The following is a 17,267-nucleotide window of genomic DNA, read 5'->3' as shown; positions in this document are numbered from 1 at the left end:
TCACGTTGCCGGGTGCCGGCCGTAGGCCACCGGGTGACGGCCGTAGGGTCCGGCCGTCCGCTGGGGTGGCTCAGGTCGGGTTGACGCCGTGGCTGCGGAGCCAGGGGAGCGGGTCGATCGCCGCACCGCCACTGGGCCGTACCTCGAAGTGCATGTGCGGACCGGTCGAGTTCCCGGAGTCGCCGGAGTACGCGATGACGTCACCGGCCTTGACCGGGCCCGAGCGGATCTTGGTGCTGCTGAGGTGGCAGTACCAGGTCTCGGTCCCGTCGGCCATGGTGACGATGGCCATGTTCCCGTAGGCGTTGTTCCACTGCGTGCGTACGGTGCCGTCGGTCGCGGCCATCACGGGCGTGCCGTACGAGACGGGGAAGTCGATGCCCGTGTGCACGGACATCCAGTTGACACCCGCCTGCCCGAAGTACGCGCTGAGGCCGTGCCGCGCGACCGGAATGACGTACTTGGGGCGCAACGCCTCCTTGCGCGCGGCCTCTTCCTCGCGCTTCTTCTTCTCGGCGGCCTGCCGCTCCCGCAGATCGATGCGCTCCTGGGTGCGGCTGGCGCGGTCCGCGAAGTTCTCGGCATCGGCGCTGAGGTTGGCGAGCTGGGTGTCCAGCTTGTTGTTGGCGGCGACCGGCTTGACGGAGCCGGGATCGGCGGCCGCCATCGTGGTCGTGCTGTCGTCCTTCTTGTCCTCGCCGCCCAGTCCGCCGACAGAGGCCGCGGCGATACCGGCCACGCTCATCACACAGGCGGAGGGAACGGCGACGGTGAGGAGCGCGGAACGCTTCGCGGGGGAACGCCGCCGACTGCGACTGCTGCCGCCACCGCCGCGGGTGGCGGGGCGGCTGAGAGGACGGCGGACATCCGGCACGGCGTCGGCCGGGTCACCGGTCGGGTCACCGGTTGCGTCCGCGGTCATGTCGCCGGTCACGTTGTCGCCGGTCGCGGCGGAGCCGGTTTCGTGCCGGTCGGCGTCGAAGTCCTTCTCGGGGAGGCTGAATTCGGCGGTGTTGAACTGGGCGGTGCTGAACTCGGTGGTGCTGAACTGTGCGGTGTCGTGCGGCTCGTACGGGTCGTGCGGCTCGTACGGCTGTTGTGCTCCGTGTGCTCCGTGTGTCGCCGTTGCCTCGTCCAACACCTGTGCGGTTTGCGTAGTTTGCGCGGTTTGCTCTTCGCGTTCGGGTGTGGCGCCGGTGTTCCAGGCGGTGGCGTCGTACGCGCCGGTGTCGTAGGCGGCTGTGTGGGTCGTCGCCCACTGGCCGGTCTGGTGCCAGCCGTTGGTCTCCCACTGGCCCGTGGCGTCGGGGGTGCCGGCCTGCTCCGGAAGGTCGGCGAAGGCGGCGGTGGCGGCGGTGGCGGGTGTCCAGGTGGCCGTGGCGCCGTAGGGCGAGCCTGCGGCGTACGGCTGCTGCTCGGGCTGTGTCGCGTACGGGGCGTAGGTGTCGTACGAGGTGGTCGGGTGCGCGCCCGTGTCCCACTGTGCGGAGTCGTACTGACCGCTGTATCCGGTCTGCCCGGCGCCGTAGCCGCCGTCGTACGAGCCGTCGTAGCCACCCGGGAGGGAACCGAAGAGCGGGTCGCTGTCGAAGCTGCCGGTGGCCTGGCTGTCGTATCCGGCGTACCCGGCGTGGGGGTGCTGGTCGTTCACCAACTTCTCTCTCGCCTCGGCAGCAGGACCTGTGGTCTGGGGTCCGGTGGGGGAATCCGAATCCCAGGGGGAGCAGTGGCCGCGACTGTACCCGGCGGTATGCGGCGTCGACAATCTTCGGCGGCTTCGGGCGGCTCAGGAAACGGGCAATCGGCCGCCTTTCGACGGCCTGTCCACAGAGCCTTGGCCCTATGTTCGAAACGCGTTCTATTTGCGTGGTCCGGTGAGGGCCAGGAGGTGGTGGGAAGCGGTGCGAGACGGTGGGAAGCGGTGGGAGGGAAGCGGTGGCTGAGGCCGGGCAGGGCCTGCTTGTCCTGCCCGCCCGGCTCAGGCAGCCCCCGCTGACCCCTCGGTCTCGGCTGTTCCTTCAGTCCCGGCGGTCCCAGTGGTCCCGGCAGGCCCGGTCGCCCTGGCGGTTCCTGCGGTTCCCGCGGTCCCGGTCATCGCTTCGCGGGATTCCAGCGCCTGCCGGACCGCTGTGGCGACGGTCGGATGCACGGGGAGCGCGAGATGGCCGATCCCGCTGACGCGTACGTTCAGCGCGTCGAGATCCGGATGGTCGATGCAGGCCGCCTCGGCGGGGACGATCACCTGGTCCAGCTCGCTCCAGAAGCTCACGAACCGGGTGCGGCAGCCGGGCGCCGGCCTGCGCAGTTCCTCGATCGGCGCGGAGTCCGTACGCATCTGGCGCACGATGGGGTGAGCGCTGGCCAGCGGGGCGACGGCCGTGCCCCCGTGCGGCGTGCCGAGGGTGACCAGGGTGCGGACCCGCTGGTCACCGCCCAGCCGCTGTACGTAGTAGCGGGCGATCAGGCCGCCGAGACTGTGCCCGACGATGTCGACCTCATGGTGTCCGGTGCGGGCGCAGATTTCCTCGACGTGCCGGCCGAGCAACTCGGCCGCCGAACGGATGTCGCAGGTAAGCGGCGAGTAGTTGAGCGACTCCAGATGGCGTCGGCCGTGCCGGGCGAGGGAGCGGCGCAGCAGGAGGAAGACCGAACGGTTGTCGATGAAGCCGTGCAGGAGCACGACGGGCGGCTGTTCGCCGCCCTCGGTACGGAGTGTGGACGCCTCGGCGGGTGCGGTGCCGGTGGGCGCCTCGGCCGGGCAGGGCGCGGGCCGCCGCTCCCCGGCGATGCCGGTGGGGTAGAGGAGCACATGCCCGGCGAGGACCACCAGTTCGAGTGCGGTGGCCTTGAGCAGGGCGGATGACAGCTGGGTGCGGCACAGACACGGCCGGTGCGGCAGTAGCGGTAGGAAAGGCAGGACCTGCATGGCCGACCTCCTGCTTCGGCAAGCGGGGGAGGCGACTCCGGTCCCCGTATGCCCTCGTGGGGTGCCGTTGCGGAGGTACGGGCGGCCTGCCCGTCCGACCGGCGTCCGGTCCTGATGACCGGCCCCCTGCTCGCCGGCGGTGACCGGCTGACAGCAAGCGGGCGGCAGGCGGGCGACCGACGGACGGCTGGCCGCCGGACCCGATGCCCATGGGCCCGACGGGCCGTACCACCGTGCCGCGCGGCTGGCGGCGCGGTGGTACGGCGACCTCGCAGCGGCTCCCCTGGCGGCCGGTCCCGCACGGCAGGTGAGCCGCGTCAAACGGGAACGGCGCCCGGTGAACATGTCCCACGTGTGATTTCCCCCTCCCCGTCCACCGTGAAACGGCGGGTTGCGGGATGCTGTAGATAACGTTCGTTCACATCCCCGGCCCTACAGGCACGGGAGACGCATGTGGAGGCAGTGATGGGTGTGACCGGTCCGATTCGTGTGGTGGTGGCCAAGCCGGGCCTGGACGGCCATGATCGTGGGGCCAAGGTGATCGCGCGGGCGCTGCGAGACGCCGGTATGGAGGTCATCTACACCGGGCTCCACCAGACGCCCGAGCAGATCGTGGACACCGCGATCCAGGAGGACGCCGACGCGATCGGCCTCTCGATCCTCTCCGGTGCGCACAACACGCTCTTCGCCAAGGTGATCGAGCTGTTGAAGGAGCGCGAGGCGGAGGACATCAAGGTCTTCGGCGGCGGCATCATTCCGGAGGCGGACATCGCGCCGCTGAAGGACCAGGGCGTCGCGGAGATCTTCACCCCGGGCGCGACGACGGCGTCGATCGTCGACTGGGTCAACGCGAACGTCCGTCACCCCGCCGAAGCCTGACCCCCACCACCCCGAGGCACCCCCAGGCAACGGTCCACCCGGCCCGCCGGTCCGACCGCCCTGGGCTGGCCCCCTGGGTCGGCCCCCCGAGGTCAGGGCTGTCCGGTCCGGCCACCCTGGGCCAGCCGCCCTGAGCCGGCCACCCTGGGGCGCCCCTCCGGGGCCAGGGCCGCCCGGTCCACCCTGGGCCAGCCACCCCTCGGTCGGCCGGCCCGGTCCGCCCCCCGGTCCGACCGCCCAGGGCCGGTTGCTCCGGGCCGGGCCGCCGCCCCCGGCTGACAGGCTCGGAGCAACTCGCCCGGGACCGGCTGCCCGGCTCGCCCGTGCCTCCTGCCCAGGCGCCTCGACGGCTGGCCCCGTGCCCAGGCGTCCGGCGTCCCGTGTCCCGTGTCCGGCGTCCGCGGATCTGTCTCAGCCGGGGGCGCGCTCAGCCGGGGCGCGTCTGTTCTCCCCCGGTGGAAGTCCGGTGATTCGTTTCAGGCCGGTATCGGTTCCTCCCATGCCGGTGTCAGCTCCCGCTCCATCGTCGCGCGCAGCCGCAGCGTGGAGACCAGTCGTTGGAAGGCCTCCGACCAGTAACCGTTCGCGCCCGGTGAGGCGTCCTCCGGTTCGTCCGGGGTGGTGGTGAGGACTTCCAGGCGGTCTGCTTCGGCCGGGTTCAGGCAGCGTTCGGCCAGGCCCATCACGCCGCTGAAGCTCCAGGGATAGCTGCCCGCGTCCCGGGCGATGTCCAGCGCGTCGACGACCGAGCGGCCGAGTGGCTCGGACCAGGGCGTCGGGCAGACCCCGAGCAGCTGGAACGCCTCCGACAGCCCGTGTGCCGCGATGAAGTCGGCGACCCATCCGCCCCGTTCGGCCGCGGGAAGTATGGCGAGGAGCTTCGACCGCTCGGCGAGCGACGCCGTGCCGGGGCCGCTCGACGGTGGGACGGACGGGGCGCCGAGCAACGCGCGGGCCCACTCCGGATCCCGCTGCCGCAGCGCTGCCCGGCACCAGGCCGCGTGCAGCTCTTCGGCCCAGCCGTCGGCCACCGGCAGGGTGACGACCTCCTGCGCGGTGCGGCCGCCGAACCGCGCAGGCCAGGTGGCGAGCGGGGTCGCCTCCACCAACTGGCCGAACCACCAGGACCGTTCGCCCCGCCCGGACGGCGGCACCGCCACCACGCCGTCGCGCTCCATCGCGGCGTCGCATTCGTGCGGGGCCTCCACGGCGACGGATGCCTTGTCACCCGAGAGGTCCGGGCCCACGCAGGACGTCGCACGGGCGGCCATCCGTCCGGCGAACGCCGACTCCGGCAGCGCGGACAGCAGTTCGGCAGCCGTCGAGCGCACATTGCGGCTCCGGTCGGAGAGGGCTTGTTCCAGGAATGCCTCGTCCACGGTGGACAGACCCGTGCGCAGCGAATCGAGGAACATCAGCCGGTCCTCGGCGCGCTCGGTGGGCCACGTGGTGGCGAGCAGCGCGAGCGCTGCGCGGGGATCATGTGCCCGTACGGCCCCGAGCAGGGCGACCCGCTCGGCGAACAGACCCTCCTCCCACAGCCGGGTGACCGCTTCCTGCTCCGTGACGTCGGGCAGCGACGAGCCGCCGGACGAGCCGCGCAGCGCGAACTTCCACTCGGGGTTCAGCCCGGCCAGCCACAGTCCGCGCGGCCCGGCGAAGGCCAGGGCCTGAGGCCGTAGATCGGTACGGGACCTGGCCGCGTCGAGCAGGGGCGGGAGCAGTGCGGCCGGGGCTCGGAAGCCGTGCTGGTTGGCGGTGGCCAGCCACTGCGGGATCAGCTCCGTGAGATCGGGAGCCGCACCGCGCCGACCGCCCGAGCCGCCCGCCGCCGACCGGTCCGCGAGCAGTTGGGCCAGCCTGCGTCGCGCGGCGGAGGGCAGCGGTGGCCTCGGGTCGGCGGGCGCGGGCTCGGGCCGAGGGGCGGCGGAGGCGGGCAGCAGCCCTGCTCTGCGCCGCACGGTGTGGAGCGCTGCCGCATCCAGCAGTCCGGCCGGTCCGCCGTCCCCCTCGGCCGGGCGGCGGTCGGTGCCGAGAAGCGCCGAGGTGACGAGGTCTTCCCATGGCGCGGGTGTGGTGGTACGAGGCATTGGTCCCCCTTCGGACTTCGAGCCTTTCGGACCTTTCGAGCCCTTCAAATCCTTCGCGTCCTTCGCATGCGGCGTCAGATGAGCGGCACCGTTTCGGACGTCGTGTCGGCGCCGCCGATCCCGGCCCCTCCCGCGGCGCCGTCCGCGTCCGCGGACCAGGCCGCGAACGGGTCGAAGCCGCGGTGGCCGCATTCACCGAAGACCGTGACCGGGGAGCCGCCGGAGAGCGCGACGAGCTTCCACAGCCCGGGCCGGGACAACGCCGACGGAGCGAGGGGCAGGGCGGCCTCGCCCGTCGCGTCGACCAGTTGCCAGCCGTCCCCGGACGGCACGGGTATGACCTCGCGCAGCGTCACCGGCCAGGCGTCCAGCCAGGGGTCGTCCCGCAGGGCGTCTCCGTACGCGCCGATCGCGGTCGCCGCCGTGCCGCCCGGAGGCGGTGTGGCGGCCGGGTACGGGACACCGAACTGCCGCCCCAGCTCCGCCCGCAGCCGGCCCGCGCCCGGATGGAGCGTGATCTCGGCGTCGATCGTCACCCCCACCGGCAGGGCCAGCCCGGGGGAGCGCCCGGCCGCCCCGAAGGAGAGCAGCAGCGCCGTACGGCCCGACTCCCTCCCGTAGAGCCAGATCCGGCGCGTGACGATCCTGCTGTCCGGGGTGTCGTACTGCGCGAGGACCAGCCAGTGGTCGCGGATCGGTGGCCCCTCGGCGGGAGCGGTCAACCCCACACGGGTACGCACCGTGGCCGCCAGTGGTTCCGGCAGCCGGCTGATTCCCAGCCAGGCGCTGTCCAGCAGATGCAGCAGCGCGCACTCCTCCAGCAGCCGTACCGGCCAGCCCGGACCGGAAGCCGGGATGGAGCCCAACTCCCGTACCCGGGCGGCCAGTCCGGGCGCCTGGGCGTCGACCATGCGGGCCGCCGTCTCCTCCCAGAGCCCGTATCCCGACTGATCGGCCGCCGCCAGACCGCCGCGCAGCAGGTCCGCCAGCCGCTGCTCAAGCTCCTGCGCTCCACCGGTGATCCGCCCGGCCCGGCGCTCGGCCCGCCGCCGGGCCGCCTCCGGGTCGGCCGGGCCCGCGACCGAGGCGCCGCCCGCCGCCGGCCCGCCCTGCTCCCCCTTCTGTGCCGCACGCTCACGACGGCCCGTCAGCCACTCACCGGCCCAGTCCGGGACTTCGCCCGCAGGCAGGGCCGATTCGCCGGACGCCCAGACCAGCAGCAGTCCCAGCGCGTGCTTGCAGGGGAACTTCCGGCTGGGGCAACTGCACTTGTACGCGGGGCCGGTGGTGTCGACCACCGTTTGATACGGCTTGCTCCCGCTCCCCTTGCACAGCCCCCACACCGCACCCGGACCGTCACACCCGCCGCCCGACCACGGACCGGCCGAACCGAGCTTGCTCCCCGCCTTGCGTGATGCGTCGTCAGGAGCCAGTGCCAGGACCTGCTCCACCGTCCAGCGCGCCACCGGTCCGGCGGTGCGCAAGGGTTCTCCCCCGTGAGATAGCAGCATGGGAACGACGGTAGAGCCCACCACTGACAATCAATCTGACCTGCTGATTCGTCGTCCCGCGCAGAGTTTGACTTTACCTTTGCTTTGCGATTCGCTGCGAGCTTCCGACCTCTGGATCCGGGGGGATCAACCGATGAGCCACACCGTTCGCAACGTCCGCACCAATCACAACTTCCGTACCGTCCGCACCGCGCGCACCGTCCTCTGCGCAGCGGTCGCCCTCGGCCTCGCCCTGGGCCTCGGTGCCTGCTCCGAGGCCGTCGACCAGGTGGACAAGGCCGTGGACGAGACGTACGAGGTCACCTACGAGGTCACCGGCACGGGCGTCGACGAGATCCAGTTCCACGGGGGCGGGGGCAAGGCCATGGAACCGAAGGTCGAGACCGTCGAGTCACCCACCCTGCCGTGGCGCAAGACCGTCACACTGCGCGGGATCATGCCGCCCGCCGTCACGCCGATCGCCCTGGACGAGGGCGGGGCCGACGTCGCCTGCTCGATCACGCACAAGGGCAAGGTCATCAAGGAGGCCGAGGGCGAGGGGCTCATCGCCGCGGGCGGCTGCGTCGCGGTCTCGCCGGTAGCGGGCTGAACTCTCCGCCCGTAGCGGCCGAATCGGCCCTGACCTGCGGTCGGGGCCGATTGTCAGTGCCATGGTGCACGGTGGGAACCACATCAGGTCGACCGATCTGGAGGGGGATCCATGACCGTGTCCGAAACCACCGCCACCGACGGCGTACAGGCCCTGCGACCGCATGCCGAGGACGCCTTCGCCCACGAGCTGAAGGCCCTTGCCGCGGCCGACGACCGCCCGCGGCCCGCCCGTTGGCAGCTTTCCCCGTGGGCCGTCGCCACCTATCTGCTCGGTGGCGCACTCCCGGACGGCACGGTGATCACGCCCAAGTACGTCGGCCCGCGCCGCCTCGTCGAAGTCGCCGTGACCACACTCGCCACCGACCGGGCCCTGCTGCTCCTCGGCGTTCCCGGCACCGCCAAGACCTGGGTGTCCGAGCACCTCGCGGCCGCCGTCAGCGGCGACTCGACACTGCTCGTCCAGGGCACGGCGGGCACCCCGGAGGAAGCCGTCCGCTACGGCTGGAACTACGCACAACTGCTCGCGCACGGCCCCAGCCGCGACGCCCTGGTGCCCAGCCCGCTCATGCGTGCCATGTCCGATGGCATGACGGCGCGGATCGAGGAACTCACCCGTATCCCCGCCGATGTACAGGACTCGCTCATCACGATCCTGTCGGAGAAGACGCTCCCCGTTCCCGAACTGGGCCAGGAGGTCCAGGCGGTTCGCGGCTTCAACGTCATCGCCACGGCCAACGACCGCGACCGCGGGGTCAACGAGCTGTCCAGCGCGCTGCGCCGCCGGTTCAACACCGTCGTGCTGCCGCTGCCGGAGACCCCCGATGCCGAGGTCGACATCGTCTCCCGGCGCGTCGACCAGATCGGACGCTCGCTCGACCTCCCGGCCGCGCCCGACGGCCTGGCCGAGATCCGACGCGTCGTCACCGTCTTCCGCGAGCTGCGCGACGGTGTCACCGCCGACGGACGCACCAAACTCAAGTCCCCCTCGGGGACGCTGTCGACGGCCGAGGCGATCTCCGTCGTCACCAACGGCCTGGCACTGGCCGCACACTTCGGCGACGGAGTACTGCGCCCCGGTGATGTGGCGGCGGGCATCCTCGGCGCGGTCGTCCGAGACCCCGCGGCCGACCGGGTGGTCTGGCAGGAGTATCTGGAGACCGTCGTCCGGGAGCGGGACGGGTGGAAGGACTTCTACCGTGCCTGCCGCGAGGTATCCGCATGACCCGGGCCGCGCGGCCCGGCGGACCGCTGCTGCTGGGGGTGCGGCACCACGGACCGGGCTCGGCCCGTGCCGTCCGTGCCGCCCTGGACGCCGCCCGCCCGCAGGCCGTGCTCATCGAGGGGCCCCCGGAGGGTGACGCGCTCCTTCCGCTGGCCGCCGACGAGCAGATGCGGCCGCCGGTCGCGCTGCTCGCCCACGCCGTGGACGATCCGGGGCAGGCGGCGTTCTGGCCACTGGCCGCTTTCTCGCCCGAATGGGTCGCGATCCGCTGGGCGCTGGCGCACGACGTGCCGGTCCGCTTCATCGACCTGCCCGCGGCGCATTCGCTGGCCATGACACAGGCAGCGGAACGCCGGGACGGCCAGGACGGGGGTGTCGACGAGAACGGGGACAGGGACGGGGAGAGGGGCAGGGACCGGAACGGGGACGGGGAAAGGGGCAGGGGCCGGAACGGGGACGGAGACCGGGGCAGGGACAAAGACCGGAACGGGGACGGAGCAGGGGACGTGGGCGGGGGGATGCCTGTCGGCGACTCGCCTGCGCGTGTCCCGGTCGACCCCATCGGCGTACTGGCCGAAACGGCGGGTTACGACGACCCGGAGCGCTGGTGGGAGGACGTCGTCGAACACCGCACCCAGGACGGTGCGGCCGCCGACCCGCCGGCACCGTTCGCCGTGCTCGCCGAGGCGATGACGGCCCTGCGCGAGGTGTACGGCGACGGCGGCCATCCTCGGGACGCCGTGCGCGAGGCGTACATGCGCATCCAACTGCGCAAGGCCGTGAAGGAGTTCGGCGACGACCTCGCCGTGGTCTGCGGCGCCTGGCATGTGCCCGCTCTCGGCACGAGGACCACACTCGCCGCCGACCGAGCCCTGCTCAAGGGGCTGCCCAAGGTCAAGACCGAGTTGACCTGGGTGCCCTGGTCGCACCGCCGGCTCGCCCGGCACAGCGGTTACGGGGCGGGCATCGACTCGCCCGGCTGGTACGGACACCTCTTCGACGCGACCGACCGCCCGATCGAGCGGTGGATGACCAAGGTCGCCGGCCTCCTGCGCGACGAGGACCGGTTCGTCTCGTCCGCCCATGTCATCGAGGCTGTCCGGCTCGCCGAGACCCTCGCCGCCATGCGCGGCCGGCCGCTCGCCGGGCTGAGCGAGACCACCGATGCGATCAGGGCCGTGATGTGCGAGGGGTCCGACGTGCCGCTCGCGCTCGTACAGGACCGGCTGATCGTCGGCGAGACGCTCGGCGAAGTACCGGAGGCCGCCCCTGCCGTACCCCTGCAGCGTGACCTCACCCGGCTTCAGCGCACGCTCCGGCTCAAACCGGAGGCGCTTGAGCGGGAGTTGGAGCTCGATCTGCGCAAGGACACCGACGCGGCCCGCAGCCGGCTGCTCCACCGGCTGCGGATCCTCGCCGTCGGCTGGGGCGAGCCCACGACCGGCCGGGCCGGCACCGGCACCTTCCGGGAGAGCTGGCGGCTGCGCTGGGAACCCGAGCTGTACGTACAGGTCGCGGAGGCCGGGACCTGGGGCACCACCGTGCTCTCCGCGGCGACCGCCAAGGCCGGGTTCCAGGCGACCTCGGCGACCGGCCTCGCCGACGTCACCGCGCTGGCCGAGCACTGCCTCCTCGCGGACCTGCCCGACGCGCTGCCCGTGGTGATGCGGGCCCTCGCCGACCGTGCCGCGCTCGACGCCGACGTCGGGCATCTCGCCGATGCCCTGCCCGCGCTGGCCCGCACCCTGCGCTACGGCGACGTGCGGTCCACGGACACCGCGGCGCTCGGCGAGGTCGCGGCCGGGCTCGCCGAGCGGATCTGTGTCGGACTGCCGCCCGCCTGCACCGGACTCGACGCCGACGGCGCCGCCGGACTGCGCCGCCAGGTGGACGGGGTCCACACCGCGATCGGCCTGCTCACCGGGGCCGTCAGAACGGACACCGACGGGGACGGGCTGCGCGAACGCTGGACCGCCGTACTGCACAAGCTCGCCACCCGGGACACGGTCGCGGGCGTCATCCGGGGCCGCGCGGCCCGCCTGCTGCTCGACGAGGGGCGGCTCGCTGAGGACGACGCGGCACGGCTGATGGGCCTGGCCCTCTCGCCCGGCACACCTCCGGCCGACGCCGCGGCCTGGGTCGAGGGGTTCGTCGGCGGAGCCGCCGGGGGAGGCATGCTCCTCGTCCACGACGAGCGACTGCTCGGCCTGGTCGACGCCTGGCTCACCGGGGTTCCCGCCGACACCTTCGCCGACGTGCTGCCCTTGCTGCGCCGCACCTTCTCGGTGTACGAAGCGGGCGTGCGGCGCACGCTGGGCGAGCTCGTACGGCGCGGTCCGGCCACCGGGGGCCCGGCGGCCGGAACCGACGGCACCGTGGCGGCGGCACCCGGCTTCGGCCCCGGACTCGACGGAGCCCGAGCCGACGCGGTGGTCCCGGTCCTGCGCCTCCTGCTCGGCCTGGACACCTCCACCGAAACCGAAACCAACGCCGAAACCAACGCCGACGCCAACGCCGACATCGGCACCGACACTGGCGCAGGCACGGACGAGAGAGCCGGGATCGTCGAGGAACCGCTGGGGGCGACGGGATGACCATGAACAGCGACGAGACGACCGCGAACGACCAAGAGGTGATCACGAACGGCCACGGGGTGATCACGAACACGGCCGACACCGCACCGCACCGGGCTCACGGCTCGGCGCCCGGCCCGGCGGACCACCCGGTGCGCCCCGGCCGCGCGCGCCCCGGACCCGCCGACGACGAACGGCTGCGACGGTGGCGTCTGGTCCTGGGCGGCGACAGCGCCGAGAGCACCGGCTGCACCCTCACCGGCCGCGACGCCGCGATGGACGGCGCACTGACCGCGCTCTACGGCGGCGGAGGCAGATCCGGAGGCCGGGGCGGGACCAACCGCTCGGCCGGACTCGGGGCCTCCGCCCCCTCCGTGGCCCGCTGGCTCGGCGACATCCGCACGTACTTCCCCAGCTCCGTCGTCCAGGTCATGCAGCGTGACGCGATCGACCGGCTCGGCCTCTCCGCCCTGCTCCTCGAACCGGAGATGCTGGAGGCCGTCGAGGCGGACGTCCATCTCGTCGGAACGCTCCTCTCGCTCAACAAGGCCATGCCCGAGACGACGAAGGAGACCGCCAGAGCGGTCGTGCGCAAGGTCGTCGACGACCTGGAGAAGCGGCTCGCCACCCGCACCCGGGCCACACTCACCGGCGCGCTGGACCGCTCGGCGAAGATCAACCGGCCCCGCCACCACGACATCGACTGGAACCGCACCATCCGGGCCAACCTCAAGAACTACCTCCCGGAGTACGGCACCGTCGTTCCCGAGCGGCTCATCGGCTACGGGCGGGCCGCGCAGTCGGTGAAGAAGGACGTCATCCTCTGCATCGACCAGTCGGGATCGATGGCCGCCTCCGTCGTCTACGCCTCCGTCTTCGGCGCGGTGCTCGCCTCCATGCGCACCCTGCGGACCAGACTCGTCGTCTTCGACACGGCCGTGGTCGACCTCACCGACCAACTCGACGACCCCGTCGACGTACTCTTCGGCACCCAACTCGGCGGCGGCACCGACATCAACCGCGCGCTCGCCTACTGCCAGTCGAGGATCACCCGGCCCGCCGACACCGTCGTCGTACTCATCAGCGACCTGTACGAGGGCGGCATACGCAACGAGATGCTGAAGCGGGTCGCCGCGATGAAGGCGTCCGGCGTGCAGTTCGTGACGCTGCTCGCACTGTCCGACGAGGGCGCTCCCGCCTATGACCGCGACCACGCGGCGGCCCTCGGGGCTCTGGGCGCCCCGGCGTTCGCATGCACGCCGGACCTCTTCCCGGAAGTGATGGCGGCGGCGATCGAGAAAAGGCCGCTTCCCGTACCGGACAAGGAGACCCCTCGGTGAGGCCCGTCGGGGAATCGAGGAACGGGGCTCGCGCCGCTGGTGAAGGGGGCTCGCTCCTCGCCCGTCCGGGGCCCGTCCCCGGGCACCGCGCGGTGCTGTGTTGTCCACCGCTCCCCGGCCCTCGGCGGGGTCTGTGACCGTAATCACCGCTCAGGTGGGATCTGCGATTTAGGGTCCTGCGGAGCGCGGGGATAACCTGCGAGATGGACATGCCGCGTACCCCGGGTCACCCTGTGCGCCTTCCTAGTGACAGAGCAGTCACATTGCCCCTCGCGGCACGCCCACGCAGAAAACGAACCGCGAGACCATTGATTAAGGGACGGACGCGCGTGGACCTGTTCGAGTACCAGGCGAGGGACCTCTTCGCCAAGCACGGTGTACCGGTGCTGGCCGGTGAAGTCATCGACACGCCTGAGGCAGCCCGCGAGGCGACCGAGCGGCTGGGCGGCAAGTCGGTCGTCAAGGCGCAGGTGAAGGTCGGCGGCCGCGGCAAGGCCGGCGGCGTCAAGCTGGCCGCCACTCCCGACGAGGCGGTCGCCCGCGCGACCGACATCCTCGGCATGGACATCAAGGGCCACACGGTCCACAAGGTGATGATCGCCGAGACCGCGCCGGAGATTCTTGAGGAGTACTACGTCTCGTACCTCCTCGACCGCACCAACCGCACCTTCCTGGCCATGGCTTCGGTGCAGGGCGGCATGGACATCGAGGAGGTCGCGGAGAAGACCCCCGAGGCCCTCGCGAAGGTCCCGGTCGACTCCAACTCCGGAGTCACGATCGAGAAGGCCCGTGAGATCGTCGCCCAGGCGAAGTTCCCGGCCGAGGTCGCCGAGAAGGTCGCCGAGGTCATGGTGACGCTGTGGAAGACCTTCGTCGCCGAGGACGCGCTCCTCGTCGAGGTCAACCCGCTCGCCAAGGTCGCCTCCGGTGACATCCTCGCGCTGGACGGCAAGGTGTCTCTCGACGAGAACGCCGACTTCCGTCAGCCCGAGCACGAGGCGCTTGAGGACAAGGCCGCGGCCAACCCGCTCGAGGCCGCCGCCAAGGCCAAGAACCTCAACTACGTCAAGCTCGACGGCGAGGTCGGCATCATCGGTAACGGTGCCGGTCTGGTCATGTCGACGCTGGACGTCGTCGCGTACGCCGGTGAGAACCACGGCAACGTGAAGCCCGCCAACTTCCTCGACATCGGTGGCGGTGCCTCCGCCGAGGTCATGGCGAACGGCCTGGAGATCATCCTCGGCGACCCGGACGTCAAGTCCGTCTTCGTCAACGTCTTCGGTGGCATCACCGCGTGCGACGAGGTCGCCAACGGCATCGTCCAGGCGCTTGCGCTGCTCAAGTCCAAGGGCGAGGAAGTCACCAAGCCGCTGGTCGTGCGCCTCGACGGCAACAACGCGGAGCTGGGTCGCAAGATCCTTTCCGACGCCAACCACCCGCTCGTTCAGCGCGTGGACACCATGGACGGCGCGGCCGACAAGGCCGCCGAGCTCGCCGCGGCTGCGAAGTAAGGGACGAGGGACTCCAACACCATGGCAATCTTCCTCACCAAGGACAGCAAGGTCATCGTCCAGGGGATGACCGGTGCCACCGGCATGAAGCACACCAAGCTCATGCTCGCCGACGGCACCAACATCGTCGGCGGCGTGAACCCGCGCAAGGCCGGCACGTCCGTCGACTTCGACGGCACCGAGGTTCCCGTGTTCGGGACCGTCGCCGAGGCGATGGAGAAGACCGGCGCGAACGTGTCGGTTCTCTTCGTGCCGCCGGCCTTCGCCAAGGCCGCGGTCGTCGAGGCGATCGACGCCGAGATCCCCCTCGCCGTCGTGATCACCGAGGGCATCGCCGTCCACGACTCCGCCGCCTTCTGGGCGTACGCGGGCTCGAAGGGCAACAAGACCCGGATCATCGGCCCGAACTGCCCCGGTCTGATCACCCCGGGTCAGTCCAACGCCGGCATCATCCCGGGCGACATCACCAAGCCCGGCCGTATCGGTCTCGTGTCCAAGTCCGGCACGCTGACCTACCAGATGATGTACGAGCTCCGTGACATCGGCTTCTCCTCCGCCGTCGGCATCGGTGGCGACCCGGTCATCGGTACGACGCACATCGACGCCCTCGCGGCGTTCGAGGCCGACCCCGAGACCGACCTGATCGTGATGATCGGCGAGATCGGCGGCGACGCCGAGGAGCGTGCGGCCGACTTCATCGCGAAGAACGTCACCAAGCCGGTCGTCGGTTACGTCGCGGGCTTCACCGCCCCCGAAGGCAAGACCATGGGCCACGCCGGCGCCATCGTCTCCGGCTCCTCCGGCACCGCGCAGGCGAAGAAGGAGGCCCTGGAGGCCGCCGGCGTCAAGGTCGGCAAGACGCCGACCGAGACCGCCAAGCTGGCGCGCGAGATCCTCGGCGCCTGATCGCCTGATCGCTTCACCGCGTCGGAGCAGCACCGCAGTATCGCGTCACCGCACAGACGGCGCGGGCCCGTACCCCGGTCAGGGGTACGGGCCCGCGCCGTCTCTCGCCGCGCCTCGCCGCGCGGCGATTCCGTTTCTCTCCGCGTGGCCGTGGCCCAGGCCGCGTTTCCGGCTGTGTCTTCGGCCGTGTCGTTGTCCGGGGTCTGTCCGTCGGTCGGCCCTCGTTCGTGTTCAGCCGGGCTCGGGGAGCAGCCGGGCCGGGCCCTGTACGAGCTCGCCGTGCAGCTGCCTCTGCAGGTTCAGGTCCTGAGGCGTCAGTTTCTGCGGGCCGCCTCGTGGCGGCACCCCCTCGACCTGCCGAGCGGGTGACTCCGGGGTCTCGTAGCGCGTCGGAGCCGTCGCCAGGGTGAACAGCGTCAGCCCGATGAGCAGCAGGGTGAAGGAGATGACCGCCCTCGTCCACAGCTGCGCCCTGCGCTCGCTGTCCGTACGGATCGCGTCGGGCGAGGGGAGCGAGGCGGGAGTCTGGGCCCCCGCGAGTGCGCCGAGCTGTTGATGCAGGAGCGCCGACTGCTCCGCGGGGGACGACGGTTCCGCCAGCTCGGGCAGCCGCTCGGCGACCGCGGCACGTGCGTTCATCAGTCGGCTCGCCGCCGCCGGAGTGCTGGCCTCCGTTTCCGCCGCGGTCTCTGGCAGGTCCAGGCCGACACCGTCGTAGAGCAGCAGGGTGCGACGGTACGAGGGCGGCAGGTCGAGCAGCGCGCCGAGCAGGGCGCGCGCACCGGGTTCAGCGGGGGGCGGGTCGAGCCGGCGGTGCGTGCGGCGCAGCCGGTGCCAGGGCGACATCGCGTACTCGTACGCGGCGGCCCGTACCCAGCCCACCGGATCCCGGTCCACCGCGACCTCGGGCCAGCGCTCCCAGGCCAGCGCGAAGGCCCGCGCGACGGACTCGTGGGAGAGGCCCCGGCGCCCGGTCAGCAGGAACGTCTGGCGGAAAAGGGTGGCGGCGTAGTGCTTGTACAAGGCATCGAAGGCCGCGACCGCCGCCTCGGCTGCTGCTTCGGCTGCTGCCTCTGCCGCTTCCGGTGCTTCCGGTGTCTTCGGTGACCCGGGTGACTCCCGTGACTCCCGTGACTCCCGTGACTCCCGGGACTCCCGTGACTTCCGTGACTTCCGTGACTCCGGTGCCAGGGTTGCTTCACGGGCATCAGATGCTTCACGTGTGCCGGATGTGCCGGGCAGATCTGGGGTGGTGCCGGGCTCGGTCGGGGCCATGGCGGCGCTCCCGGTGGCTTCGACGGGGGTCGGCATACGGGTCGGCGTATGGGACGGCGGTTTCGTGGACGTCACCGGCTTGGACCACCTCGCGACCGTCGTCGGCGTCGCCGGGCGGGCCGCCCGCTTGGCGGCGGCCTTGGGCCGCGTGTTCGGGGCGGTGGACTTGGTCCGGATGTTCGGAGGCGTGGCCTGCGGGCCCGTCCGGCTGCCGCTGATCAGCCTGGCATACACCTCGCCCTGTCGCCCCCGGGGCGTGGCGCGGCCCGTCTCCCAGGACCGGACTGTGGCCGGGGTGACGCCCACCGCCATCGCGACCTGCTCTTCACTCAGCGACTTCGCCTCACGCAGCCTGCGTCGTTCCGTGGGGGAGGGGAGCGGAAGGGCGGCGGCCGCATCGGTCGAGCTCTGCGTCATGAACGAACCCCCGTGGACCTGCGCTG

The 17,267-nt window shown here is 71.8% G+C and carries 12 protein-coding genes; 7 read left to right on the top strand and 5 right to left on the bottom strand.

Features of this window, described 5'->3' with window-relative positions:
- Positions 1 to 70: 70 nt before the first annotated feature.
- Positions 71 to 1,651 carry a M23 family metallopeptidase gene (locus tag ACIOMQ_RS02385; protein WP_402187648.1) on the bottom strand — a complete coding sequence of 527 codons (1,581 nt, stop codon included), beginning with the start codon at positions 1,649 to 1,651 and terminating at the stop codon, positions 71 to 73.
- A 327-nt stretch (positions 1,652 to 1,978) separates the two neighbouring features.
- Positions 1,979 to 2,926: an esterase/lipase family protein gene (locus tag ACIOMQ_RS02380; RefSeq protein WP_401263307.1), complete on the bottom strand. Its 948-nt coding sequence runs from the start codon at positions 2,924 to 2,926 to the stop codon at positions 1,979 to 1,981.
- A 465-nt stretch (positions 2,927 to 3,391) separates the two neighbouring features.
- On the opposite strand from ACIOMQ_RS02380, the gene ACIOMQ_RS02375 reads away from it, so the two are divergent.
- Positions 3,392 to 3,805 carry a cobalamin B12-binding domain-containing protein gene (locus tag ACIOMQ_RS02375; protein WP_266415302.1) on the top strand — a complete coding sequence of 138 codons (414 nt, stop codon included), beginning with the start codon at positions 3,392 to 3,394 and terminating at the stop codon, positions 3,803 to 3,805.
- 476 nt (positions 3,806 to 4,281) lie between these two features.
- Here the strand turns inward: ACIOMQ_RS02375 and ACIOMQ_RS02370 are convergent, their stop codons facing one another.
- Complete coding sequence (locus tag ACIOMQ_RS02370) at positions 4,282 to 5,895, bottom strand: DUF5691 domain-containing protein (RefSeq protein WP_401753537.1); 1,614 nt, start codon at positions 5,893 to 5,895, stop codon at positions 4,282 to 4,284.
- A gap of 74 nt (positions 5,896 to 5,969) precedes the next feature.
- Complete coding sequence (locus tag ACIOMQ_RS02365; RefSeq protein WP_402187645.1) at positions 5,970 to 7,406, bottom strand: SWIM zinc finger family protein; 1,437 nt, start codon at positions 7,404 to 7,406, stop codon at positions 5,970 to 5,972.
- 133 nt (positions 7,407 to 7,539) lie between these two features.
- On the opposite strand from ACIOMQ_RS02365, the gene ACIOMQ_RS02360 reads away from it, so the two are divergent.
- From ACIOMQ_RS02360 to sucD, 6 genes are all read left to right on the top strand, one after another.
- On the top strand, positions 7,540 to 7,995 hold the full coding sequence (locus ACIOMQ_RS02360) for a hypothetical protein (RefSeq protein WP_362207984.1): 456 nt from the start codon (positions 7,540 to 7,542) through the stop codon (positions 7,993 to 7,995).
- A 111-nt stretch (positions 7,996 to 8,106) separates the two neighbouring features.
- On the top strand, positions 8,107 to 9,219 hold the full coding sequence (locus tag ACIOMQ_RS02355; RefSeq protein WP_362207987.1) for an AAA family ATPase: 1,113 nt from the start codon (positions 8,107 to 8,109) through the stop codon (positions 9,217 to 9,219).
- A complete protein-coding gene (locus ACIOMQ_RS02350) occupies positions 9,216 to 11,813 on the top strand; it encodes a DUF5682 family protein (RefSeq protein WP_402187642.1) in 2,598 nt (865 codons plus the stop codon). Before ACIOMQ_RS02355 ends, ACIOMQ_RS02350 begins: the two co-directional genes overlap by 4 nt.
- A complete protein-coding gene (locus tag ACIOMQ_RS02345) occupies positions 11,810 to 13,132 on the top strand; it encodes a VWA domain-containing protein (RefSeq protein WP_402187640.1) in 1,323 nt (440 codons plus the stop codon). The genes ACIOMQ_RS02350 and ACIOMQ_RS02345 overlap by 4 nt, the downstream gene beginning before the upstream one ends.
- A gap of 329 nt (positions 13,133 to 13,461) precedes the next feature.
- Positions 13,462 to 14,643, top strand: a complete 1,182-nt coding sequence (sucC, locus tag ACIOMQ_RS02340; RefSeq protein ID WP_362207993.1) for an ADP-forming succinate--CoA ligase subunit beta — start codon at positions 13,462 to 13,464, stop codon at positions 14,641 to 14,643.
- 21 nt (positions 14,644 to 14,664) lie between these two features.
- Positions 14,665 to 15,549, top strand: a complete 885-nt coding sequence (gene sucD / locus ACIOMQ_RS02335) for a succinate--CoA ligase subunit alpha (RefSeq protein WP_362207996.1) — start codon at positions 14,665 to 14,667, stop codon at positions 15,547 to 15,549.
- Positions 15,550 to 15,780: 231 nt separating this feature from the next.
- On the opposite strand, the gene ACIOMQ_RS02330 is transcribed toward sucD, so the two are convergent.
- A complete protein-coding gene (locus tag ACIOMQ_RS02330; protein WP_402187638.1) occupies positions 15,781 to 17,241 on the bottom strand; it encodes a helix-turn-helix domain-containing protein in 1,461 nt (486 codons plus the stop codon).
- Between the last annotated feature and the right edge of the window lie 26 nt (positions 17,242 to 17,267).

Origin of the sequence: Streptomyces sp. NPDC087845 (assembly GCF_044742755.1) — a bacterium.
In the GTDB taxonomy this organism is placed as follows: Bacteria; Actinomycetota; Actinomycetes; order Streptomycetales; family Streptomycetaceae; genus Streptomyces.
This window is presented reverse-complemented; position numbering and strand designations above follow the sequence as displayed.

Coding starts and splice junctions, on each gene's coding strand:
- sucD (WP_362207996.1), top strand. CDS start 14,665: ATGGCAATCTTCCTCACCAAGGACAGCAAGGTCATCGTCCAGGGGATG.
- ACIOMQ_RS02365 (WP_402187645.1), bottom strand. CDS start 7,406: ATGCTGCTATCTCACGGGGGAGAACCCTTGCGCACCGCCGGACCGGTG.
- ACIOMQ_RS02360 (WP_362207984.1), top strand. CDS start 7,540: ATGAGCCACACCGTTCGCAACGTCCGCACCAATCACAACTTCCGTACC.
- ACIOMQ_RS02350 (WP_402187642.1), top strand. CDS start 9,216: ATGACCCGGGCCGCGCGGCCCGGCGGACCGCTGCTGCTGGGGGTGCGG.
- ACIOMQ_RS02355 (WP_362207987.1), top strand. CDS start 8,107: ATGACCGTGTCCGAAACCACCGCCACCGACGGCGTACAGGCCCTGCGA.
- ACIOMQ_RS02330 (WP_402187638.1), bottom strand. CDS start 17,241: ATGACGCAGAGCTCGACCGATGCGGCCGCCGCCCTTCCGCTCCCCTCC.
- ACIOMQ_RS02370 (WP_401753537.1), bottom strand. CDS start 5,895: ATGCCTCGTACCACCACACCCGCGCCATGGGAAGACCTCGTCACCTCG.
- ACIOMQ_RS02375 (WP_266415302.1), top strand. CDS start 3,392: ATGGGTGTGACCGGTCCGATTCGTGTGGTGGTGGCCAAGCCGGGCCTG.
- ACIOMQ_RS02345 (WP_402187640.1), top strand. CDS start 11,810: ATGACCATGAACAGCGACGAGACGACCGCGAACGACCAAGAGGTGATC.
- ACIOMQ_RS02380 (WP_401263307.1), bottom strand. CDS start 2,926: ATGCAGGTCCTGCCTTTCCTACCGCTACTGCCGCACCGGCCGTGTCTG.